The sequence below is a fragment of the Mesorhizobium sp. WSM4884 genome (assembly GCF_029625675.1).
In the GTDB taxonomy this organism is placed as follows: Bacteria; Pseudomonadota; Alphaproteobacteria; order Rhizobiales; family Rhizobiaceae; genus Mesorhizobium.
In genome coordinates, this window is record NZ_JARTVO010000024.1 from 16,444 (window position 1) to 38,818 (window position 22,375).

Sequence of the window (22,375 nt, forward strand, 5' to 3'; positions counted from 1 at the left end):
AGCCAATCAGTTTGATGTCGTCGATGCCGATGTCGTCGATGCCGACTCCGAACCGGCTTTCGCGCCGGCGGCGCCGGCCGCGGGGCTCGCGCTTTGGGCCGGCACCAGAAGCCTGGTGTTCTGGACGCCGTACTGCCAGGGGTCGACCATCTGCATGACCGTGTTCGACGCCTGGGCGTTGCCGGCAGCCGTCGTCACGCCTTCGCTGCGCACGTAGTCGTCACTGGTGCAGCCTGCGAGGGCACCGGCAAGCAGCAGAGCGATACAGGGAGCCAGGCGCATAAGCTCAGTCCTTCGGCAGATCGAGAAAGTGGCCGGACGTCGTGGCGGCCGCCGGACGGGCCACACTTCCGTCGGCCAACGCCACCGGCCGCTTGGGCGCCGAGGCGCTCACTTCCTCTGTGTTGTTCAGGAAGTAGTCGACATTGCTTGGCGGCTGCGTTCCGTCGGTCGGCTCGACCATCTTCTTCGACGGGTCGACCGGCTTGACCAGATAAGGTGTGACGATGATCACCAGGTCGGTCTCGCGCCGCTGATAGGACTTCGAGGAGAACAGCGAGCCCAGCACCGGCAGCTTGCCGAGTCCCGGCAGACGCGAGGTCGTAATGTCGTTCTGCGACTGCAAGAGGCCGGCAATCATGAAGCTTTGACCGTTCTTCAGGTCGACCGACGTCCTGGCGCGGCGCACGATGAAGGCCGGAATGGAAATGCCGTTGCTGACCTGGATGGAGGCGGAAGTGTCGATCGAGGACACTTCAGGCGCGATATCGAGGCTGACCAGCCCGTCCTTGAGCACGGTCGGCGTAAAATCCAGGCCGACGCCGTATTTCTTATAGGTGACGCTGATCTTGCCGTTGTCCTCGGAGACCGGGATCGGAAACTCGCCGCCGGCAAGGAAGCTTGCCGTCTGGCCCGAGCGGGCGATCAGGTTCGGCTCGGCCAGCCGCCGGGCGAGACCGCGCTCCTCCAGCGCCTTGATGGCGATGTCGATCGAAACGCCGTTGGAAAGCAACCGGCCGATGATCTCGCCGGTACCAGCCGTCGGCACGGTGCCGGGATCAAGGATGACGTCACGACCGCCTATGCCGAAGGCAAAGTTGGCCCCGTACTTGGCGCCAAGATCTTGTCCCGCCTGGCGGTTGATCTCGACGAATCGGACATTGAGCTGAACCTGCTGCGAGGACGAGATGTTGACCGAGTTGATCACTTCCTCGTTGCCCGAGAAGCGCGACGCGATCTTGCTCGCCTTCTCGGCCGCGACCGCGTCGTCGGCCTCACCCGACAGCACCACGCGGCCGTTGGCCGAACCGACACTGATCTTGGCATCCGGCACGCTGGCGCGGATGGTGCTTGCGAGCTGATCGGTATCCAGCGTCACCTCGACGTCGATGGTGCCGACGAGCTGCTTGTTCTGGTCGAACAGCGCAATGCCGGTGGTGCCGAGATTGTTGCCCAGCACGTAGAAGGACTTGTCGGTCAGCGGGTTGACGTTGGCAATCTCCGGATCGCCGATGACGATCTGGTAGAAGGCGGCGCTCGTCATGATCGTCTTGGGCTTGCCCTTGGCGACCTTGATCGAGGCATTCTTGGTCGCCGAGACGTAGACGACGTCGTTGTTTGCCCGGGCCGGCGCCCCGAAGGCAAGCATTCCCGCGGCTGCCAGGAAGACGCCCGCAGCCATCGCGCGCAGAAGGCGCAGCCTTCTGGTTGTCCGTTCTTTGTTCAACACAGGCATTGTCCCGTCCCCGGCCGGTCCCCACCGGCTATTGTTCTTGTTCCTTGGAAGGAACGACGTCTCCCTCGGCTTGCTTGGAAAGAACCTTGTATTCCTCGACCTTCTCGCCGCGCGACACGATCACCGTCTTGAACTTTGGCCCTTCCGGCTCCTTCGCCACCGCATTGACCAGCGAGGCGGCGCTTGCCTCCGCGCGCGCGGCAACCGAACCGCCGAAGGAGGAGATGGTGGTGAGCCCATTGCTGCTGGCGCTGGCGTCGGCGGCGGACCGCAAGGACAGCGACAAGGTGCCGACGGTGCGGGCAAGCGCGACCTTCTGAGCCCCTTCGTTCGTCACCTCGAGGGTGACGGAATTGGCGACCTGTGGCTCGGTCTTGCGCTCGTCGGCGCCCTGGCCGACCGAAAGCACCCTGGCATCGGAAACGACGATTTCGGATGTGACCGTCGAGCCGGCCGCCCCTTGAGCGTTCTTGGCCACTTCCTGGATTTCGCCGGCATCGCGCGTCAGCACGACGTCGACCCGGTCGCCCGGCGTGATGAAGCCGCCGACGCCGGCGATCTCGTCGGTGCGGATGGTGACGGCCCGCATGCCTGGCGACAGCATGTTGGAAAGCGTCGCGCGGCCATTCGGCCCCGACAGCTTGGCGAGCAGCACCGGCTCGTTGACTTCGATCGGCGACAGCACCACCCGGCTGCCTTCGGCAAGCAGCTTGTCGATGGTCGGGAACGCGCCTTGCGGCAAGGAATCCTGCGGCCACGGGATTTCGGTGAGTTGCGAGCGATCAAGCTCGGTGCCGTAACGCAGAGGCGCGCTCGCCACCACTATGGTCTTGAACTCGACCTTGGGCTCTTGCGGCGCCGCGATCGACGCCACCTTCTGCTCGGATTGGGCTTTCGCCTGGCTTTTGACCCAGAAATCCGCGGCAAAGATCGAGATCGCGCCAAAAACGGCGGCGATGCCGATCATTGTTATGGCCCTGCCCCTCACAACGAAACCCCTGACGCCCCGTGGTCTTTTGTTGGTTACTACTCACCCTAGGCGTCATTGTTAAAGAATCAGGAATCCAAGGGTATGGAGACCGCCCTATTTCCGGCGGCTTGGTTATCGAATGGTTTTAGAATAAGAGAGACTTTGATCCCTGAACGGAACAGGAACCTCGTTCGCCCGCCAAAAGCGTGGCAGTATCGAGGAGTGATTCGCAGTACCCAACGCTAGGGCCAGCATGGACGATAGAAACGACCTTTTCGGCGACCTGGAAAAGCAGCAGCCACAACCAGTGCGCACGCCATCGCGCGCTGCGGATCCGATCGCACAGGCCGCCAAGCGCTCGGTCGCTGTCCGCGACGGCAGCGAAAGCTACAGCGCCGCTGACATCGAAGTGCTGGAGGGGCTGGAACCGGTGCGGCGCCGCCCGGGCATGTATATCGGCGGCACCGACGACAAGGCGATGCATCACCTGTTCGCCGAAGTCATCGACAATTCGATGGACGAGGCGGTCGCCGGCCATGCCACCTTCATCGATGTCGAGCTTTCGGCCGACGGGTTTCTCACCGTCACCGACAATGGCCGCGGCATCCCGGTCGATCCGCATCCGAAATTCAAGAAGCCGGCCCTCGAAGTCATCATGACGACGTTGCATTCGGGCGGCAAGTTCGACTCCAAGGTCTACGAGACCTCCGGCGGTCTGCACGGCGTCGGCGTTTCGGTCGTCAACGCACTGTCCGATCACCTCGAGGTCGAGGTCGCGCGCGGCCGCCAGCTCTATCGTCAGCGCTTCTCGCGGGGCGTTCCGGTAAGCGGTCTGGAGCACCTCGGCGAGGTGCACAACCGCCGCGGCACCAGGACCCGCTTCCATCCCGACGAGCAGATCTTCGGCAAGGGCGCCGCCTTCGAGCCGGCCCGGCTCTACCGCATGACGCGCTCGAAAGCCTATCTGTTCGGCGGCGTCGAGATCCGCTGGACCTGCGATCCGTCGCTGATCAAGGAAAAGGACCAGACCCCGGCCAAGGCGGAGTTCCATTTCCCGGGCGGCCTGAAGGACTATCTCAAGGCAACCCTCGGCGACGAATTCCAGGTAACCCGCGAGGTCTTCGCGGGGAAAAGCGACAAGCAGGGCGGCCACGGCTCGCTCGAATGGGCGGTGACCTGGTTCGGCGGCGACGGCTTCCTCAATTCCTACTGCAACACGATTCCTACCCCCGAGGGTGGCACGCATGAGGCGGGCTTCCGCAATGTGCTGACCCGCGGCCTTCGCGCCTATGCCGATTTGATCGGCAACAAGCGCGCCTCGATCATCACCACCGAGGACGTCATGATATCGGCCGCCGGCATGCTGTCGGTATTCATCCGCGAGCCGGAATTCGTCGGCCAGACCAAGGACAGGCTGGCCACCATCGAGGCGATGCGCATCGTCGAAACCGCCATCCGCGACCCGTTCGATCATTGGCTGGCCGACAACCCGCAAGAAGCCTCGAAGCTTCTCGAATGGGTGATTGCGCGCGCCGACGAACGCGTGCGCCGGCGCCAGGAAAAGGAAGTGTCGCGCAAGAGCGCGGTGCGCAAGCTTCGCCTGCCCGGCAAGCTTGCCGACTGCACGCAGAACGCCGCAGCGGGGGCCGAGATCTTCATCGTCGAAGGCGACTCGGCCGGCGGCTCGGCCAAGCAGGCGCGCGACCGCGCCAGCCAGGCGGTGCTGCCGCTGCGCGGCAAGATCCTCAACGTCGCCAGCGCCGGCAACGACAAGCTTGCCGCCAACCAGCAGATCTCCGACCTGATCCAGGCGCTCGGCTGTGGCACGCGCTCGAAATACCGCGACGAGGACCTGCGCTACGATCGCGTGATCATCATGACCGACGCCGATGTCGACGGCGCGCACATCGCCTCGCTTTTGATCACCTTCTTCTATCAGGAGATGCCGAACCTGGTCCGTGGCGGCCACCTCTACATGGCGGTGCCGCCGCTCTATTCGATCCGCCAGGGCGGCAAGGTGGCCTATGCCCGTGACGACGCGCACAAGGACGAATTGCTGCGCACCGAGTTCACCGGGCGCGGCAAGGTCGAGATCGGCCGCTTCAAGGGCCTTGGCGAGATGATGGCCTCACAGCTCAAGGAGACCACCATGGACCCGAGGAAGCGCACGCTGCTCAGGGTCGATGTGATCGATGCCGAGGAGGCGACCAAGGATGCCGTCGACGCGCTGATGGGCACCAAGCCCGAGGCGCGCTTCCGCTTCATCCAGGAACGCGCCGAATTCGCCGAGACCGACGTGCTGGATATCTGAGCACCTGCCGGTCATAACAGGCTCCGGCACGGAGACCTGCATGTGACCTGGACGCGGCTGAAAGAGCTTGTCGAGACACCGCTGAGCGGCCTGACGCAGCCGACGCGCTCGGACTGGATCTTCGCCCTGCGCACGGTTTCGGCCGGGCTGATCGCGCTGCTTGTCGCCTACGCCCTCAAGCTCGGCCATCCGCAATGGGCGATGATGACCGTCTTCATCGTCGCGCAACCGGTGGCCGGAATGGTGCTGGCGAAAGGTTTCTACCGGCTGCTCGGCACGTTGGCCGGCGGCTTGGCGGCGATCGGCATCACGTCGCTGTTCGACATCAATCCCTGGCTCCTGGTGACGGCACTGGCGCTGTGGATCGGCGTCTGCACGCTCGTCTCCTCGCTGCTGCGCAATCCGGAGGCCTATGGTGCCGCCCTTGCCGGCTACACCGCGATGATCATCAGCCTGCCGGCCTTCGGTCAGCCGCATCTCGTCGTCGATCTCGCCATCGCGCGCTGCGCCGAAATCGTGCTTGGCATCGTCTGCGCCGGCGTCACCAGCCGGCTGATCCTGCCGAAGCTGGCGGCGGACGCCATCATTTCGAGGCTGAAGCGCAGCATCCTCGATCTTGCGGACTATGCGGGGGGCGCCTTTTCCGGCGGCGATCCGGCAAGCCTTGTGGCCCTCCAGCGCAAGCTGATCACCGACGCCCAGACGCTCGCCGAGATGCGCACCTATGCGCGCCTGGAGGCGCCGAGTTTCGCCACGCGCGCCCATCCGGTGCGGCGCACGATCGGACAGCTCCTGTGGGCGCTATCGGCGGCCCGCGCGCTGCATACTCATGCCGCGCCGAAAAACGCGACGCTCCTTCCCGTGCGCAGCGACTTGCAGGCTTTCGTCGGTGAGCTCTCGGCAACGCCAGGCGCACTTGACGATACCGGCCCCTGGGTTGCGCGGCTCGACGCGATCACGACCAAGGCGCGGGAGGCGCCGGCTACGCCAGCCGAACCCGGCGAGGACAGGGTCGGCACCATCACCCGCCTCACCATCGCCGCGGATTTCGCGGAGGCGCTGAAACAGGTGATGCGTGGCCTGGATGCGCTTCGCTCGCCGGTTTCCAGGTCGTCTCGTGAACGACAGCAGCCGGCGCTGGTCGTGCATCGCGACTATCACGCCGCTTGGCGCAACGCCGTGCGCGCCGCACTCGCCACGCTTCTGGTGGCAGCCTTCTGGCTGACGACCAAATGGTCGGAGACCGCAGGCACCGTCATCCTCGTCGCCGTCGTTTCCAGCCTGTTCGCGGCCCGGCCCGATCCGGTCCAGTCCGCCTGGGGTTTCTTCAGGGGAACGCTGCTCGCGCTGCCCTTCGCCTTCCTTGTCGGCCAGATCGCTCTCCCGGCACTCCCCGGCTTCGGCTGGTTCACGCTCTTTGTCGTGCCCATCATGGTGCCGGCGGCGCTCGGCATGGCCAATCCGCGCTATGTCGGCGTCGCCACCGCCTTCGCCATCAATTTCTTGGCTTTCCTCAGCCCGCACCAGCTGATGACCTATGATCCCGGCCCGTTCTTCGCCGGGTCGGCGTCGATCCTGGTCGGCATCCTGATCGCCATCGGCGTCTTCATCGTCGTGCTGCCGGCCAACCCCTGGATCACCGTCGAGCGCATCTCGCAGGCAATGCGCGAGGACCTGGCACGCCTTTGCCTGCATGAGCGTATTCCCAGGCGTTCGGCCTTCGAGAGCCTGGCCTATGACCGGATCAACCAGTTGATGCCGCAGTTGCAGCAGACAGGCAGGAAGGGCGATCCCATACTGGGCGGCAGCATCGCCGCCGTCACCATCGGGCTCGAAGTGCTGCGGCTGCGCGGCGCGCAGCTGAATTCCGCGATCCCGCACGAGACGGTCGAATCGATCGGCAATTTCCTGAGGGGCCTGGCGCGGGAATTGCTGTTCAGGAGACATGGCGAGCCGCAGACGTCGACCGTCGCCGTGGCGAGGCAATATGCGGCCGGCATCGCCGACCGCAACGACCGGCCCGAAATGCTGCAGATCGCGGCCTCGCTGCGCATCATCGCCGCGGCGATGGAGGATTATCCGGATTTTTTCGCGAGAGGTCGAGGCTGACGTCTCAAGCGGCTGCTATCGCCAGCGCGTGTCCGCGGGCGTTCTCGCGCAGCGCGTCGAGATGGATCGACTTCACCAGCCCTGCCAGATCGCCCTCGGCCGTCTGCCCGCCGAGCTCCTTCAGCATCAGCCAGCTCACTTCCTGAACGCCCGCGACGCGCTTGCCGTTGGCGACCTCGCGCCAGACCTTCAGCGCCCGCAGGATGATGCCGTGCGTGGCGGCGGCGAGGCCGGCGCTGCGGAACAGCGCCTGCAGCGCGACGTCGTGGCCGCCGGCCAGCAGCGCCCTCACCCGCTGTTCGGACTGCTGGGCAAGCGCGACCAGCGCCGAGCCGAAGAAGTCGACCTTGCCATGCGCGATGGTGCGGATGATGAAGCCTGCAGTGAGATCGCCGCGCAGCCTCAGATGCTCGATCAGCGCGGCATGCTCCTCGGCGCGTGTGCCCTCGATCAATGTCACCGAGGCCTTCACGCAGGCATCGCGCATCACGCGATCGGCGCGGGCGGCGCCCATCAGCGCCAAGACCAGAGGCGACCCTTTCAGCGTCTCGCCGAGCTTGACCAAAAGCATATGCCGGCAATCGGCAGGCAGACGCGCGTCGGCGATCAGCGCCTCGCGCACCAGCGGCACATGGCCGTGGCGTTCGGCCATGCGGCGGAAGCTCAGCGACGCGATATCGGCGCCGCTATTGGCAACGAGCGTTGCGCAGGCTTCTGGCTCGCCGATCTCGGCAATGGCTGCCGCCAACGACATCGAAACGATGGGGCGGTTGGCTATCACCTTCTGGGTGGCCTTCTGGCCGCTGGCGACGCGGTCGATGAGATCGGCGTCGGTAAGCAAAGGCGAACGCGCCAACACCAGCGCCGCCACCTCAGGTTGGTCGGAAGCGAGTGCTGCGATCACCTGCGGCGGCGCGTGGTGGCTCATCGACAACGCCTCGGCGAGCGACTGCCTGACCTTGGCGGAGACGTCGTCGAGCAGCAGCGTGAGCGCTGCCTCGGCGGCGCAGCGATCCTCGAACGGCAGGTCGGAGTTTATGTAGGCGCGGGCCAGCGCGCTCGCGGCGGCGGCGCGCTCGGAAACCCTTGCCGTATCAATCCATTTTAGAAAATGCGAAACAATCATGCCGACCAGCTACGCCCTCGCCGGAATGTTCCCCGGCCCCGTTGTGAACGGTAGTCTGGAAATGGTTTACGAACGGTTCACCATGTTTCTTAACCGGCTTGATGGAGCCGTAACCAACGCCTATCAAGCAGGGACAAGCGGAGGAGATCGACCATGGCCGGGCTTTATCTGGAAGAGTTCGTCGTCGGCCATGTCTTCCGCCACTCGCTGCGCAAGACCGTCACCGAAAGCGACAACATGCTTTTTTCGGTGATGACGCTGAACCCGCAGCCCTTGCATATCGATTTCGCCTTCGCGGCGAAGAGCGAATGGGGCAAGCCCTTGGTAAATTCGCTGTTCACGCTCGGCCTGATGATCGGCATTTCGGTGAACGACATCACGGTCGGCACAACCGTCGCCAATCTCGGCATGAAGGAAACCGTGTTTCCGCACCCGGTCTTCCATGGCGACACTATCCGGGTCGAGACCACGGTCGTTTCGGTGCGCGAATCCAAGTCGAAGCCGGATCGCGGCATCGTGGAATTCGAGCATCGCGCCTACAATCAGGACGACGTGCTCGTCGCCAAATGCACGAGGCAGGCGATGATGAAGAAGAAGGCGGCCTGATGCGCTCGCTGCTTTTCGTGCCCGGCGATTCCGAGCGCAAGCTGGAAAAGGGTCTTGGTACCGGCGCCGACGTTGTCATCGTCGACCTAGAGGATTCCGTCGCCACCGCCAACAAGGCGGCTGCGCGCGCAGTCGCCGCGAGCTTCATCGCCAACCGGAAACAGCCGATCAGCTCCGCCATCTATGTGCGCGTCAACGACCTCACGACCGGCCTGACCGATGACGACCTTGCCGCACTTGTCCCGGTGAAGCCCGACGGCATCATGCTGCCGAAGTCGAACAGCGGTCAGGATGTGCAGCAGTTGGCGGCCAAGCTTCGCGTGCACGAGGCCGAAAACGGATTGCCGGACGGCGGCATAAGAATCCTGCCGATCATCACCGAAACCGCGGCCGGCGTGTTGGCGGCGGCAAGCTATGCCGGGGCAAGCGCGCGGCTTGCCGGGCTTACCTGGGGAGCGGAGGATTTGTCCGCCGCGATCGGCGCGCGCTCGGCGCGCGACGAGAGCGGCCGCTATACCGATCTATTCCGCCTTGCGCGCACGCTGACGATCCTGGCAGCCGGCGCGGCCGAGGTCGCGGCGATCGACACCGTCTTTCCGGATTTCCGCGACATGGCCGCTTTCGAGGCCGAATGCCGCGAGGCCGAACGCGACGGCTTTACCGGCAAGATGGCGATCCATCCGGCGCAGGTGCCGGTCATCAACGCCGCCTTCACACCGTCGGCCGAGGCGATCGAGCGCTCGCAGGCGATCGTCGACGCCTTCGCGGCGGCGGGAGATCCGGGCGTTGTCGGCATCGAAGGCAAGATGTACGACCGCCCTCATCTGCGGCTCGCCCAGCGGCTGCTCGCCCGCGCCAAAGCCGCCGGCATTTCCGCCTGAACCGTTACCAGACCATCGGGATCAGCCGGTAGCGGACATTCTCTGCGTAATCGTCGTAGCCGCGCAGGCCGGTACGCAGCGTCTTTTCTTCGATGAAGGTGCGGATGGCGAGCAGAACGATGAAGGCGAGGACCGATAACAGTCCCCACCACGAGCCAAGCAGCAGCGCCGTGCCGGCGAAGAACAGGATGGCCCCGGCGTACATCGGATGGCGGACATAGCTGTAGGGGCCGGTGGTGATGACCTTCTGGCCGCGCTCGTCCTGGATTTTCACGACAGGTGCCGCGAAGCTGTTCTCCAGCATCGTCAGGTAGCAGATCCAGATGCTGACCAGCAGCACGATCGCGCCGATCACCTGCAGCCAAGCGGGAACGGCCGACCAGCCAAAGCGGAAGTCGAGACCCATCAGGATCTGCCAGGCAAAGATGGCAGTGAGCAGGATGGAGAGCAGGACCTTGTCGGCCGCCGTCTGGTTCTTCTGGATCGGTGGGCTGAGCCTCTCGTTCATCAGGCCGGGATCACGCCGCGCCAGCGCCATGCCCAGCGTCAGGCTGAGCCCCACCATGAGCACCAGATAGGCCCAGGCTCCCGGCCAGTGCATCGTTCCGGCCGACATGAAGAGCAACGCGCCCATGAAGCCGAACCACAGGAATGTCTGGATAATCAATTTCGCGACCATGACCCACCTGCCATGACATGCCCCGCCGCTATTGGTCGAAACCGACCACCGGTCTATCATACCGACCAACGGTCTATAGCTCAAGCGTCGACTGTCGTCATCTGGACGGGAACGGCCGTCGCATGCACAAGGTTTCGTCATGCCCCGTATCGTCAAGCACCCGGAACTCAGGCGCGAAGAACTGCTGGACCATGCCCAGGTCCTGTTCCTCACGCATGGCTATGACAAAGCGAGCCTGAATGACGTGATTGCCGCAGCCGGCATCTCGAAGGGCGCTTTCTACCACTACTTCCCCTCCAAGGAGGCGCTTCTGGAAGCGCTGGCTAAGCGCTTTGCGAAACAGGCGCTCGCCGGCGTCGAGGACATTGTCGCCGATCCGGCCCTCGACCCGCTGGGTCGACTGAATGCGCTGCTGGCGAAATCACGGCAGGCAAAGATCGAGACCGCCGCGGAAGCCTGGGCGCTGTTCGAAACGCTGTTCCGGCCGGAAAACCTGGTGCTGTTCCACCGCATCAATCTGGCGGCCAGCGCGTCCTTTTCCCCCGTGCTGGTCGAGATCATCCGGCAAGGCGTCGCGGACGGCACGTTCCGCACCTTCGATCCGGAAGGGGTCGCCGATATCGTCATGCAGTTCGGCATGGCCACGCACGACGTCATCGCCAAGGCTTTTGCCAGCGGCAGCGATGCAGACATGGAAGTTGCGATCGAAGCCCTGGAAAAGCGCGTCAGGCTCTATGAGATCGCGCTCGACCGCATTCTCGGGCTTCCCGACGGCAGCATCAGGATCGGCGAGCCAGGCTATGTGCGCGCCGTGATGACCGCGCGCCGCGCTAGTCCTTCCCCCAGCGCGGCCGACGCATCGAAAATATCTCGCTGACGCTGGCATAGTCCATGTAGCCGAGCCGGGCGACATTGCCGGCCCTGACGATGTCGAACAGGCCATCCTTGAGATAAGCATCGTCTATGTGGACGCCGACGACCTCGCCGGCGACGACGATGGCGCTGGTCTCGGTGCCGTCCAGCGCCCGTGGCCGGATTATCTCCGTCACCTTGCATTCGAGGGCAGCGGGCGCCTCCGCCACGCGCGGCGGCGCGACGAGGCGCGACGGCGCCATGGCGAGATCGGCATAGGCGAACTCGCTGACGCCGCGCGGCGCGTCCACTGCCGTGCGGTTCATCTTCTCGGCCAGCTTGCGGCTAACGAGATTGGCGACGAATTCGCCTGTCTCTTCAGCGAAGGTGGCGCTGTCCTTCGCGCCTTCCGATGAGAACCAGACGATGAAGGGACGCGTCGAAAACGCGTTGAAGAAGGAATAGGGCGCAAGGTTGATCTCACCGGCCCTGTTCAACGTCGATATCCATCCGATGGGGCGGGGAGCCACGATCGCCTTCGACGGATCGTGCGGCAGGCCGTGCCCCTTGGACGGCTCGTAGAACATGTCAGCCGGCCCAGGGCCCGGTGTAGTCGGCATAGAGCTTCGCCGGATCGGGCCGCGGCCGCTCGGGCGCCGGCCCTTGGTACGAGCCGATATGGACGAAGCCGATGACGCGCTCCTGCGGCGACAGCCCGAGGATCGCCCTGCCTTCCGCGAGGTCGGAATACCAGTTGCTGATCATGTTGGTGCCATAGCCCAGCGCGTTGGCCGCAATCATCAGATTCATAGCCGCCATTCCACCCGACAGGAACATCTCCCATTGCGGGATCTTCGGGTTCTCCCGCGGCACCGACACCACGCCGATCACCAGCGGCGCGCGCGAGAAGCGCGCCAGTTCCTGATTGCGCCGCCCTTCGGGCAGCGGCCCCTCGCGCTGCTCTGCAAGGGCCGCGAGTTTCCTGCCGATCTCGACCCGCGCCTCGCCGCGGTAGAGGATGAACCGCCAGGGCTCGAGCCGACCGTGGTCGGGAACGCGCGAGGCGGCCGCGATCATCGTGGCGATCTCCGCATTGGTCGGCGCCGGCTCCTTGAGGTCGGGAATCGGCGCGGAATTGCGCGTCAGCAGGAAGTCGATGATCGGCGACGCCATGGGCGCAAGTCTCCTATGCATTCAATTTTGAGCTGAAGCGCGCCATCGGGAGGTGGGGCGGCTCGGGCAATGGCGCGTTATGCGCCGGATAAAGAGCCCTGGCGGGAGGCGGCAGGCTCTTGAGCCTTGAAATTGCCACCGCCTTGGGCTTCAACGCAAGGCATGTTTGAGGGGACTCTGCGCCTTTTCGTGATCGGGCTCATCGCCGCGCTGTTCGCGGTGCCGGTTTCGTTCGCGCTGGCCCAGAACGCCAACGACGTCGGCAACATCAAGCTGCCGGGCATTTCAAGTTATGCGACGCCGAAGAGCGAGAGGTCGCTGGCGCTGGGCAGCGGCGGGGCAATCACCCTTTCGGCGCAACTGACCGACAAGGGCGCCGACATCACCCGCGGCATCGTCTGGCGTGTGTTTAAGCCGGAACCCACCGGCGACGGCAAGCTGCCGATGGTGGCGTCCGCGCATGGCGGCACGGCGGTGTTCCAGCTCGACCCCGGCAGCTATCTGGTCCATGCCTCCTACGGACGGGCCGGCGCCACCAAGCGCATCACTGTCGGCAAGGATGCCAAGCGTGAGAACCTCGTCCTCGATGCCGGCGGCCTGAAGCTCGACGCCGTGACGTCGGGCGGCGCGCATATCCCGCCGAAGAAGCTGCGGTTCGCAATCTATGAAGGCCAGGCCGAGGCCAATGGCGACCGCGCGCTGATCGTCCCCGATGTTGAGCCGAATACGGTGGTGCGGCTGAATGCCGGCACCTACCACGTCGTCTCCACCTATGGCGCGGTCAACGCCGTGATCCGCTCCGACATCCGCGTCGAGGCCGGCAAGCTGACGGAAGCCACCGTCGAGCACCGCGCGGCCGAGATGACGATGAAGCTCGTGCGCGAGCCCGGCGGCGAAGCCATCGCCGACACCTCATGGTCGCTGCTCAACGAATCGGGCGATCCGATCAAGGAAGCCGTCGGCGCCTTCGCCTCGATGGTGCTGGCCGAGGGCCAATACACCATCATCGCCAAGAACCGCGACCGCATCTACCAGAAGGATTTCACCGTCGTGGCGGGCCAGAACCAGGAGATCGAGGTCGTGGCCAATGAATCGTCCGCCATCGATCCCGAGGAAGGCGCGGACTGAGGTTTTCGGTCCGGAATTGCCAAAAGGCTCAGGCCGCCTTGCGCATTCGCTTCGGCAGGAACGGCACGCGCCCGCGCGGCGCAGCCGGCGGCGCGAGATCGAAAACGCTGCGATAGAGCCGGTCGAGCAGCGTCTTGCGGTCGCGCAGCGGCTCGAGCTCACCCCATCTCAGAACATCGCCGATCCGCACCTCGATCGCCTTGCCGGACAGCCGCGCAAACTCGCGGATGAGCAAGGATGTGCGCAGCGTCAGCGACGCCTTGCCGACGAACTTCGCCACGCGGTTGTCGCGCTCGGCCATGTTCATGGGGCCGCTGACCAGATGGAACAGGCGGCCGTTCTGGCCGGAGAAATGCATCGGAATGACCGAGGCCTTGGCCTCCTGGATGAGCTTGGCTGGAAACATCTTCCAGGGCAGGTCGATCGCCCGGCCGAAACCCTTCGGCGCCGTGGCGACGCCGCCAGCCGGGAAGACGACGATGGTGACGCCTTCCTTCAGCAGCCGCACCGCCTCGTGGCGCACGGCCATGTTGTTCTTCAGCGCTTCCTTGGTCTCGGAAAAATCGACCGGCAGCGAATAAGCTTCCATCTCGCGGATCTTGAGCAGATCCTTGTGGATCATGACCCGGAACGGCCGCCCGAGTTGCTCGGCGAGCGACAGCACGGCAATGCCGTCACCGATGCCGAACGGATGGTTGGCGACGATAACCAGCGGCGTGTCCGGCAAATTCACCGGCGGCCAATGGCCGGCGTTGCGCACCCTGACGTCGATCAGTTCCAGCATGCGGCTGAACACGCGCTCACCGGTCGGCGCCACCTGGCGCCTCCAGAAATCATAGAGCACGGCAAAGCGGTCGCGGCCCGACAGGCCTTCGACGGAATGGATAAACCATCGCGTCAGCGCCGGCTGATGCTGGTTCGCGTAGGAGAGCTCGGGAAACGGCCTTTCCCGCAATTTCAGCTTGAGCATGGCGGCTCGTTACAGGTTTGGCGTGACAGGCGTGTGAAATGGCGGTGGACCATGCCATCGCCATTCCGATGCATGTCGCCCAAAAGTGCGCAGCGGTTTTGGGAAAACGACATGCATCAAAACGAAGAAACTTGAAGCGCGTCGCAGCGCGATGCGCTTTAAGACTGTTTGGGAAAAATCAGGCCGCGCGGCGCTTGCGGTCCGGGGAGACCGCCTCGTCGGCGAGCGACGTCACCGCATCCGCAAGCTTGAGCGATTCCTGGTCACGGGAACCGAGCCGGCGGACATTGACGGTCTCCTCTTCCGCCTCGCGCTTGCCGCAGACGAGGATGACCGGCACCTTGGCCAGGCTGTGCTCGCGCACCTTGTAGTTGATCTTCTCGTTGCGCAGGTCGGCTTCGGCCAGCAGGCCAGCCGCCTTGAGCCGATCGACGACCTTCATCGCGTATTCGTCGGCATCCGAGGTGATCGTCGCCACCACCACCTGCAGCGGCGCGAACCACAGCGGGAAATGGCCGGAATAGTTCTCGATCAGGATACCGAGGAAGCGTTCCATCGAGCCGCATACCGCGCGATGCACCATGACCGGCTGCTTCTTCTCCGAATCCGAGCCGATATAGAAGGCGCCGAACCGCTCCGGCAGGTTGAAGTCGACCTGCGTGGTGCCGCACTGCCATTCGCGGCCGATGGCATCCTTCAGCACATATTCGAACTTCGGGCCGTAGAAAGCGCCCTCGCCCGGATTGACCGAGGTCTTGATGCGATTGCCGGAGCGCGTGCGGATCGTCTCCAGCACGTTGCTCATGATCGCCTCTGCATGGTCCCAGGCCTCGTCGGTGCCGACGCGCTTGTCCGGCCGCGTCGACAGCTTCACGGCGACCTCGTCGAAGCCGAAATCGGCATAGGTCGACAGGATCAGGTCGTTGATGCGCAGGCATTCGGCGGCGAGCTGCTCCTCGGTGCAGAAGATATGCGCATCGTCCTGCGTGAAGCCGCGCACGCGCATCAGCCCGTGCAGCGCGCCGGACGGCTCGTAGCGATGCACGTTGCCGAACTCCGCAAGCTTCACGGGCAGTTCGCGATAAGACTTCAACCCATGCTTGAAGATCTGCACATGGCCGGGACAGTTCATCGGCTTCAACGCGAAGATCCGGTCGTCGTCGGTATCGTCACCGGCGACCGTGACCTTGAACATCGCGTCGCGGTACCAGCCCCAGTGGCCGGACGTCTCCCAAAGGCTCTTGTCCAGCACCTGCGGCGCGTTGACTTCCTGGTAGCCGTGCTCGTCGAGGCGGCGGCGCATGTAGTTGACCAGGTTCTGGAACATCTTCCAGCCCTTGGCGTGCCAGAAGACAACGCCCGGCCCCTCTTCCTGGAAATGGAACAGGTCCATCTCGCGGCCAAGCTTGCGGTGGTCGCGCTTCTCGGCTTCCTCGAGCAGCGTCTGGTAGGCATCGAGCTGCGCCTGGTCGGCAAAGGCGGTGCCGTAGATGCGCGTCAGCATCGGGTTGTTGGAATCGCCGCGCCAGTAGGCGCCCGCCACCTTCATCAGCTTGAAGGCATTGCCGACCTGGCCGGTCGAGGCCATGTGCGGACCGCGGCAGAGGTCGAACCAATCACCCTGCGCGTAGATCTTGATGTCCTGATCCTCGGGGATAGCGTCGATCAGCTCGACCTTGTAGCGCTCGCCCTTGTCGGAAAAGACCTTCTTCGCCTTCTCGCGCGACCAGACTTCCTTGGTGAACGGCTTGTTGCGGGCAATGATCTCGCGCATCTTCTTTTCGATCGCCGGGAAATCGTCCGGCGTGAACGGCTCGTTGCGCGCGAAGTCGTAGTAAAACCCGTTCTCGATCACCGGCCCGATGGTCACCTGCGTTCCCGGCCAAAGCTCCTGCACGGCCTCGGCCAGCACATGTGCCGCGTCGTGGCGGATGAGTTCCAGCGCGCGCGGATCCTCGCGGGTGATGATCTCGACCTTGCCGGACTTGCCGAGCGGAGCGGAAAGATCGCGCACGGTGCCATCGAGGCTGTAGGCCACGGCCTTCTTGGCCAGTGACTTCGAGATCGATTCGGCAAGACCGGCGCCGGTCATAGCCGCGTCGTACTCGCGGACCGAACCATCGGGAAACGTCAGGGAAACGGAATTCAGCATCAATCTTCTCCTATCCAGTCCCGCAAACGAGCGCGGGTGGTGAAAATGCATGTCGCAGGAATGCGCTGGGGCATGCAGAGGGGTTAGCCGGAGGGCCGGCGGGCGCGGTTTTAGAGGCAGCGCCGCCTCAGGTAAAGAGCGGCCCGTCAGGAATTGTCGCCAGCGATGTCGCAGGCCGGTCGCGAGGGCTTGCGAATAATCCCGGGACAGATTTGGATGACCGGAATGGAAGACGCCGCACCCAGCCGAACCGCCCTTCGCGTCGCACGCTTGCGGGCGCTGCATCAGTTTTCGCCGCAGGCCGCGCTGTTTCGTGATCCCTACGCGGCAGCAATTCTGGGCGAAGCCGCGCCTCGCGCGCAGGAACTCGAACAGGAAGACGAGCATGGCCGCCGCATGCGCTTGTTCGTTGCGGCGCGCGCCCGCCTCGCCGAGGATTGGCTGGCGGCAGCGGTGCAACGCGGTGTGCGGCAAGTCGTGGTGCTCGGCGCCGGTCTCGACACATTTTCACTGCGCAATCCGTATCCGAACCTCGCAGTCTTCGAGGTCGACCACCCGGCAACGCAAAGCTGGAAACGCCAGCGTATCGCCGACGCGGGCCTTGACGAGCCCGCCGGCACAGCCTTCGTGCCGATCAATTTCGAGCGCCAGCTTCTCTCGGAAGAACTGCCGTCGGCCGGTTTCAAGCCGACCGAGCCGAGTTTCTTCATGTGGCTGGGAGTGGTGCCCTACCTTACTCGGGAAGCGATCTTCGGCACGCTGTCCTACATTGCCGGCATCCCGGGTTCCGAGGTCGTGTTCGACTACAGCGAACCGGCCGAGAACCGCGATGTGACGGGTCAGGCGACGCTCGCCTTCTATGCGGCGCGCGTCGCCACCATCGGCGAGCCCTGGATCAGCTTCTTTGATCCTATTGCGCTGGCGAAATCCCTCAACGAGCTCGGCTTCGACGAAATCGAGGATCTCGAGAGCGGCGCCATCGCCGCCCGTTTTGCCAGAACCCCCAGCGCGGGCCGTCGCAATTCCGGCGGGCACATTCTTCGCGCCCGCCGAAGCGTCTGAAATCCGGTCACTTCACCAGCTGCGGCAGATCCTTCAGGAACGCCGCCCGCGTGGCGAGCCCCTTCGGCTTGTCGCCGCGCGTGCCATCGACAACCAATCGGGCGAACACGATGCGCCGGCCACCCTTCTCGGCCCAGCCGACGAACCAGCCGAGCGAACGCTTGTTTTTGTCGAGCCCCGTGCTGCCGGTCTTGCCCTGCACGATCCATTCCCCCGTCTCGAAGGTTGGGATGATCGCTTTCGTCATCTCATGCGCCTTGGCCGAAACCGGCATTTTGCCGGCAAGCAGCCGGCGCAGGAACGCCGCCTGCTCGACGGGTGAGATTTCGAGCGAGGAATCCACCCAGGAATTGGTGAGGCCGTCATTCTTGCCGGCGGTCCCCGAAACATCCGCGTTGCCGTAGCCGAACTTCGAGACATAGCCCGCGAAACGATCCGTTCCCAGCCGGCGCGTGATCTCGCGCGAATACCAGATGATGGAGTCGCGTTCCCAGATCGTCGGGTCGACGGTCTTGCGGTCGCGCTTCACCGCGTTGAACTCCGGCTTGCAGTCCCAGCTCGGCGTGTGCTGGTCGCTCAGGATTGCGGAATCGTAGCCGATCAGTGCCAGAGGCACCTTGAAAGTGGAAGCCGGGCTGACGCGCCGGTCGCACACACCGTCCTGGTAAAGCGTCGCGCCGCTTTCCGAATCCTGGATCAGCGTGCAGTGGATGTCCTCGAGCGGCGCCGATTGCGCCCGCGTCGGCAGGCCGAGCATCCAGGCCAGAAGGAACAGAATAATGGCAATAAAGAAGGGATAGCGGTCCATCTGGCGCATCGAAGCTCACTCCGGAAAGGGATTACGGGAAGGGACTTAGCGAGGCGTCATGTCTCGATTTTGTCTCAAATTCGCAGTGTTTGTGCAGCTTGGCGTTAACCCTACCGGACCGTAAACACGGTCTGCGGAACGTCCATGCGGTCAGCGCTCCGCTTGCCCGCGTTTCCCGCCGAGCTGCCAGTAGCGCCACGGCATGAACCAGACATAGCGCGCCGCGAGCGTCTCCGGCACGCGGTCGATGCCGTGCGTTCCCAACGGCCCGCAGCGCGAAACACGAAACAGCGCCATCCAGCCTCCGGCCCACAGGCCATGACGGGCGATAGCTTCATACGCATATTCGGAGCAGGTCGGCAGATGCCGGCAGCTGTTGCCGACGAAGCCGGAAAGCGTCAGCTGATAAAGGCGCACCAGCGACGTGCCAAGGATGCGTCCCGGAGTCTTGCGCCAAGGTCCCGGCCAGTTGCGCCCGCGCCGTATCGGCCGGCTGCCATGCGTATGCCCATCGTGGTCAGCCAACCACTTTGCTCCACAGCGTTCTTCTTCGCGATAGATGTGGGCTTCGAACTGTGAACGCAATGATCTTTTGCCCTCATGGTCTGGAGCGACGGTTAGGATACCTGTCCGTCCATGGTGGGTGGTGACATGAAATATGCCGATGGTCATGGCAGCCACGCCCGTACCGGGCTTCGCCGTGCCACTGAAAGGTGGCGATCCGCATGACGTCGCTCAAAATGGCCAAGAACTGGTTCACGGCAGTTGCTCCTTCGAGCGCCGATTAGACCGCCGCTGGCCTTTGCCCTCAAACGAGTATAATTTCCGCTTCGGATAACTTGAGGTTATGCGTTATGAAGCGGGGCCGGCTGCCGCTGACGGCATTGCGAAGTTTCGAAACGGCCGGCCGGCATTTGAGCTTCAGCCGCGCAGCGGAGGAGCTTTACGTTTCGCAGGCCGCGATCAGTCGGCAGATCCGCGAGCTCGAGACCTTTCTGCGACAGCCCTTGTTTGTCCGCCTCCATCGCCGCGTCGAGCTGACGGATGCCGGTGGCCGGCTGCTCGACCAACTGGTGAGGAGCTTCGACGACATTGATCGCGTGCTTTCGGATCTAGTGGCCTCGCCGGCGCAAACGGTACTGCGCGTCAGCGTCGAACCCTCGCTTGCCGCGGTCTGGCTGGTGCCGAGGCTCAACCGCTTCCGTCAGTTGCGCCCCGATATCGACGTTTCCCTGGACGTCGATCCGAGATTGATCGAGTTCCGCGGCGACCAGCCCGAGCTCGCCTTACGCTTCAGCCCACACGCGACCTCGTGGCCGCGCAGCGATGCCGAACGGCTGGCCTCGACAGTCGATTCACCTGTCCTGTCGCCGGCACTGCTGGCGTCCGGCCCTCCCTTGGAGAAGCCGGTCGACCTTCGCCATTACACTCTGCTGCATGAGGAAAACCGCCAGGGCTGGGCGCGCTGGTTCGAGGCTGCCGGCGTGCCGGCCGACGCCGTCCCGGCGCGTGGCCCGATGCTGGCCGACGCGTCGCTTTCGAAGCAGGCAGCATTGCTCGGCCATGGCGTGGCCCTCGGCGATCTCTTGCAGATCGGCGACGAGCTCGCCTCCGGCGCGCTGGTCAAGCCCTTCGACATCGACGTCGCGTCCGGCGCCTACTGGCTGGTGGCGAGAGATTTGCGGAATCTTTCCGAGCCGGCCAGAGCTTTCGCCGACTGGATACGGAGTGAATTTGCCCAAAGCAGGGGAGCGGGCTAGGGCATGTCTTCCGAAAGTGGGAACCGGTTTCGGGACAAAGACATGCGCAAAATCAAAAACCTACAGCGCAAGGAGCGAATCTGAAAGATCGCGGCACGCTTTAGGAGAGTGTCCTCAAGCCGCCTGTCCGGCGCGCTTCTTCTCGATCTGGCCGATCGCGTCGACCACCGCGTCGAAGGTCAGCATTGTCGATGCGTGGCGCGCCTTGTAGTCGCGCACCGGCTCCAGATACTTCAAGTCGGCAAACCGGCCTTCCGGCGGCGCGCCGTCTTCCTTGAGCATCTTCAGCATGGTCTCGCGCACCGCGCGCAGCTCGTCGGCGTTGGCGCCGACGACATGCTGGGCCATGATCGACGAGGATGCCTGGCCGAGCGCGCAGGCTTTCACGTCATGGGCGAAATCGGTCACGATATCGCCATCCATCTTGAGGTCGACAGTGACTGTCGAGCCGCATAATTTGGAGTGCGCTCTGGCGGTCGCATCGGGGTGGTCGAGCCGGCCGATCCGCGCGATGTTTCCAGCGAATCCCAGAATTTTCGCATTGTAGACGTCGTCGATCATATTTTTCCAATCCGTCGCCGCCAAGCGAACAGGGTTTGCCGCTGTTGCGTCTTCCTTTCGCTCTGCACGACCATATATAATGTTGGCAGCCGGGCATCGACAAGGCAAGCTCAAGCCATTGTCATTGCTCATCTGTTCACGCCACTTACGGGCTGGAAACCGGGCGAGTTTCACCCGAAAGGTCGTGGTCCGTTCAACTCGTCCCACCTTTGAGTGGGACTACGGGAGACGCCTTTATGGATGCCGTCATCAAGAAACTCATGCCCCCTGCCTCCTATATGGAGAAGCCGGTCACCGATCGCCCGAGCGAGGCCGAGGTCGAAGCCGCCGTGCGCACGCTTTTGCGCTGGACCGGCGACAATCCGGATCGCGAAGGCCTCGTCGACACGCCGAAGCGCGTCACCAAGGCCTTCCGCGAAATGTTCAACGGCTACGACATGTGCCCGGCAGAGGAGCTTGGCCGCACTTTCGAGGAAGTGGCCGGCTACGACGATCTCGTCATCGTCAGGGACATCAAGTTCCACTCCCATTGCGAGCACCACATGGTGCCGATCATCGGCAAGGCGCATGTCGGTTATCTGCCGGACGGCAAGGTCGTGGGCCTCTCCAAGATCGCGCGCGTCGTCGACATTTTCGCGCATCGTCTGCAGACGCAGGAAGCGATGACCGCGCAGATCGCCGGCGTCATCCAGGACGTGCTCAATCCGCGCGGCGTCGCCGTCATGATCGAGGCCGAGCATATGTGCATGGCCATGCGCGGCATCCGCAAGCAGGGTTCGACCACGCTCACCTCGACCTTCACCGGCGTCTTCAAGGACACGCCCGAAGAGCAGGTGCGCTTCGTCACCATGGTGCGCGCCTAAGCGCCCGCCGTCACCTGCTAAAGGCGTAGGCTGAGTCGAAAATGGTGGTTTCCGAAATCCGGAGCGGAGCGTATTTGAAGTACGCGAGCACCGGAAGCGCAAGGAGCCGCCGTTTACGCAGGCCCGGCCTCCGCTGAATATCAGCATGGATCAAAACAAGGACCGGCGATGTCGGCACTGCAATTTCCCGAAGCTCCAGCAGACAAGAAGGCGCTGGAGGAAGGCACCGTTCTTTCTCCGCGCTTCGATGCAGCCGGCCTCGTCACCGTCGTCGTCACCGACGCCGGCGACGGCATGCTTCTGATGGTCGCGCATATGAACGCGGAGGCTTTGGCGCTGACGCTGGAAACCGGCATCGCGCATTATTGGTCGCGCTCGCGCAACGCGCTGTGGAAGAAGGGCGAGACCTCGGGCAACTTCCAACGCGTCGTTGAGATGCGCACGGATTGTGACCAGGACGCGATATGGTTGAGCGTCAAAGTACTGGGCCACGACGCAACTTGTCACACTGGCAGGCGTTCCTGCTTTTATCGGACGGTGGGGCTCGACGACGGCAAGGCAACGCTTGCCGACGATGGCAGCAAGCCGCTGTTCGATGCGCAACAAACGTATCGGAAGCCGGTGTGAAC

Annotated in this window: 22 protein-coding genes; 10 read left to right on the forward strand and 12 right to left on the reverse strand. The window is 64.0% G+C overall.

Annotated features, from left to right (window positions below; genetic code table 11):
- Positions 1-6 precede the first annotated feature (6 nt).
- The 3 genes from P9236_RS26635 to cpaB all read right to left on the reverse strand — a co-directional run bounded on the left by P9236_RS26635 (position 7) and on the right by cpaB (position 2,702).
- On the reverse strand, positions 7-282 hold the full coding sequence (locus P9236_RS26635; protein WP_278077614.1) for a hypothetical protein: 276 nt from the start codon (positions 280-282) through the stop codon (positions 7-9).
- Positions 283-286: 4 nt separating this feature from the next.
- Positions 287-1,681, reverse strand: a complete 1,395-nt coding sequence (locus P9236_RS26640) for a type II and III secretion system protein family protein (protein WP_278077660.1) — start codon at positions 1,679-1,681, stop codon at positions 287-289.
- Positions 1,682-1,763: 82 nt separating this feature from the next.
- Positions 1,764-2,702, reverse strand: coding sequence for a Flp pilus assembly protein CpaB (cpaB, locus tag P9236_RS26645; protein WP_278077615.1), 939 nt, complete (start codon positions 2,700-2,702; stop codon positions 1,764-1,766).
- Between the two features lie 256 nt (positions 2,703-2,958).
- On the opposite strand from cpaB, the gene parE reads away from it, so the two are divergent.
- Both parE and P9236_RS26655 read left to right on the forward strand, forming a co-directional pair.
- The gene (parE, locus tag P9236_RS26650) at positions 2,959-5,016 is read left to right on the forward strand and encodes a DNA topoisomerase IV subunit B (protein WP_278077616.1); all 2,058 of its coding nucleotides are present in this window, start codon (positions 2,959-2,961) and stop codon (positions 5,014-5,016) included.
- 42 nt (positions 5,017-5,058) lie between these two features.
- Complete coding sequence (locus P9236_RS26655) at positions 5,059-7,125, forward strand: FUSC family protein (RefSeq protein WP_278077617.1); 2,067 nt, start codon at positions 5,059-5,061, stop codon at positions 7,123-7,125.
- A 4-nt stretch (positions 7,126-7,129) separates the two neighbouring features.
- On the opposite strand, the gene P9236_RS26660 is transcribed toward P9236_RS26655, so the two are convergent.
- Positions 7,130-8,251, reverse strand: a complete 1,122-nt coding sequence (locus P9236_RS26660; protein WP_278077618.1) for a DUF2336 domain-containing protein — start codon at positions 8,249-8,251, stop codon at positions 7,130-7,132.
- Positions 8,252-8,404: 153 nt separating this feature from the next.
- Between P9236_RS26660 and P9236_RS26665 the strand changes: the two genes are divergently transcribed.
- A complete protein-coding gene (locus P9236_RS26665; protein WP_278077619.1) occupies positions 8,405-8,857 on the forward strand; it encodes a MaoC family dehydratase in 453 nt (150 codons plus the stop codon).
- Entirely contained in the window at positions 8,857-9,738 is an 882-nt protein-coding gene (locus P9236_RS26670; RefSeq protein ID WP_278077620.1) for a CoA ester lyase, read from the forward strand. Before P9236_RS26665 ends, P9236_RS26670 begins: the two co-directional genes overlap by 1 nt.
- Before the next feature lie 4 nt (positions 9,739-9,742).
- Here P9236_RS26670 and P9236_RS26675 read toward each other — a convergent pair whose 3' ends face one another.
- Positions 9,743-10,417 (reverse strand): isoprenylcysteine carboxylmethyltransferase family protein, encoded by a 675-nt coding sequence (locus P9236_RS26675; RefSeq protein ID WP_278077621.1) that lies wholly within the window; start codon positions 10,415-10,417, stop codon positions 9,743-9,745.
- Positions 10,418-10,556: 139 nt separating this feature from the next.
- Here P9236_RS26675 and P9236_RS26680 point away from each other — a divergent pair, with 139 nt between their 5' ends.
- Positions 10,557-11,294: a TetR/AcrR family transcriptional regulator gene (locus P9236_RS26680; protein WP_278077622.1), complete on the forward strand. Its 738-nt coding sequence runs from the start codon at positions 10,557-10,559 to the stop codon at positions 11,292-11,294.
- Here the strand turns inward: P9236_RS26680 and P9236_RS26685 are convergent.
- Together P9236_RS26685 and P9236_RS26690 are read right to left on the reverse strand one after the other, a co-directional pair.
- A complete protein-coding gene (locus P9236_RS26685; RefSeq protein WP_278077661.1) occupies positions 11,248-11,856 on the reverse strand; it encodes a flavin reductase family protein in 609 nt (202 codons plus the stop codon). The genes P9236_RS26680 and P9236_RS26685 overlap by 47 nt on opposite strands.
- Before the next feature lies 1 nt (position 11,857).
- Complete coding sequence (locus P9236_RS26690) at positions 11,858-12,442, reverse strand: nitroreductase (protein WP_278077623.1); 585 nt, start codon at positions 12,440-12,442, stop codon at positions 11,858-11,860.
- 162 nt (positions 12,443-12,604) lie between these two features.
- Here P9236_RS26690 and P9236_RS26695 point away from each other — a divergent pair, with 162 nt between their 5' ends.
- Positions 12,605-13,570, forward strand: a complete 966-nt coding sequence (locus P9236_RS26695; protein ID WP_278077624.1) for a hypothetical protein — start codon at positions 12,605-12,607, stop codon at positions 13,568-13,570.
- 28 nt (positions 13,571-13,598) lie between these two features.
- On the opposite strand, the gene P9236_RS26700 is transcribed toward P9236_RS26695, so the two are convergent.
- Complete coding sequence (locus tag P9236_RS26700) at positions 13,599-14,540, reverse strand: GNAT family N-acetyltransferase (RefSeq protein WP_278077625.1); 942 nt, start codon at positions 14,538-14,540, stop codon at positions 13,599-13,601.
- Between the two features lie 178 nt (positions 14,541-14,718).
- Positions 14,719-16,692 (reverse strand): threonine--tRNA ligase, encoded by a 1,974-nt coding sequence (gene thrS, locus P9236_RS26705; RefSeq protein WP_278077626.1) that lies wholly within the window; start codon positions 16,690-16,692, stop codon positions 14,719-14,721.
- 216 nt (positions 16,693-16,908) lie between these two features.
- On the opposite strand from thrS, the gene P9236_RS26710 reads away from it, so the two are divergent.
- On the forward strand, positions 16,909-17,754 hold the full coding sequence (locus P9236_RS26710; RefSeq protein ID WP_347405211.1) for an SAM-dependent methyltransferase: 846 nt from the start codon (positions 16,909-16,911) through the stop codon (positions 17,752-17,754).
- Between the two features lie 7 nt (positions 17,755-17,761).
- Here P9236_RS26710 and blaOXA read toward each other — a convergent pair whose 3' ends face one another.
- Positions 17,762-18,571: a class D beta-lactamase gene (gene blaOXA / locus P9236_RS26715; protein ID WP_278077627.1), complete on the reverse strand. Its 810-nt coding sequence runs from the start codon at positions 18,569-18,571 to the stop codon at positions 17,762-17,764.
- A 141-nt stretch (positions 18,572-18,712) separates the two neighbouring features.
- On the reverse strand, positions 18,713-19,087 hold the full coding sequence (yidD, locus tag P9236_RS26720) for a membrane protein insertion efficiency factor YidD (protein ID WP_278077663.1): 375 nt from the start codon (positions 19,085-19,087) through the stop codon (positions 18,713-18,715).
- A 329-nt stretch (positions 19,088-19,416) separates the two neighbouring features.
- Between yidD and P9236_RS26725 the strand changes: the two genes are divergently transcribed.
- The gene (locus P9236_RS26725; protein ID WP_278077628.1) at positions 19,417-20,322 is read left to right on the forward strand and encodes a LysR substrate-binding domain-containing protein; all 906 of its coding nucleotides are present in this window, start codon (positions 19,417-19,419) and stop codon (positions 20,320-20,322) included.
- A gap of 114 nt (positions 20,323-20,436) precedes the next feature.
- Here P9236_RS26725 and P9236_RS26730 read toward each other — a convergent pair whose 3' ends face one another.
- Complete coding sequence (locus P9236_RS26730) at positions 20,437-20,883, reverse strand: iron-sulfur cluster assembly scaffold protein (RefSeq protein WP_278077629.1); 447 nt, start codon at positions 20,881-20,883, stop codon at positions 20,437-20,439.
- Between the two features lie 236 nt (positions 20,884-21,119).
- Between P9236_RS26730 and folE the strand changes: the two genes are divergently transcribed.
- Together folE and hisI are read left to right on the forward strand one after the other, a co-directional pair.
- The gene (folE, locus tag P9236_RS26735; protein WP_040969653.1) at positions 21,120-21,746 is read left to right on the forward strand and encodes a GTP cyclohydrolase I FolE; all 627 of its coding nucleotides are present in this window, start codon (positions 21,120-21,122) and stop codon (positions 21,744-21,746) included.
- Between the two features lie 168 nt (positions 21,747-21,914).
- Positions 21,915-22,373, forward strand: coding sequence for a phosphoribosyl-AMP cyclohydrolase (gene hisI, locus P9236_RS26740; RefSeq protein ID WP_278077630.1), 459 nt, complete (start codon positions 21,915-21,917; stop codon positions 22,371-22,373).
- Positions 22,374-22,375 lie beyond the last annotated feature (2 nt).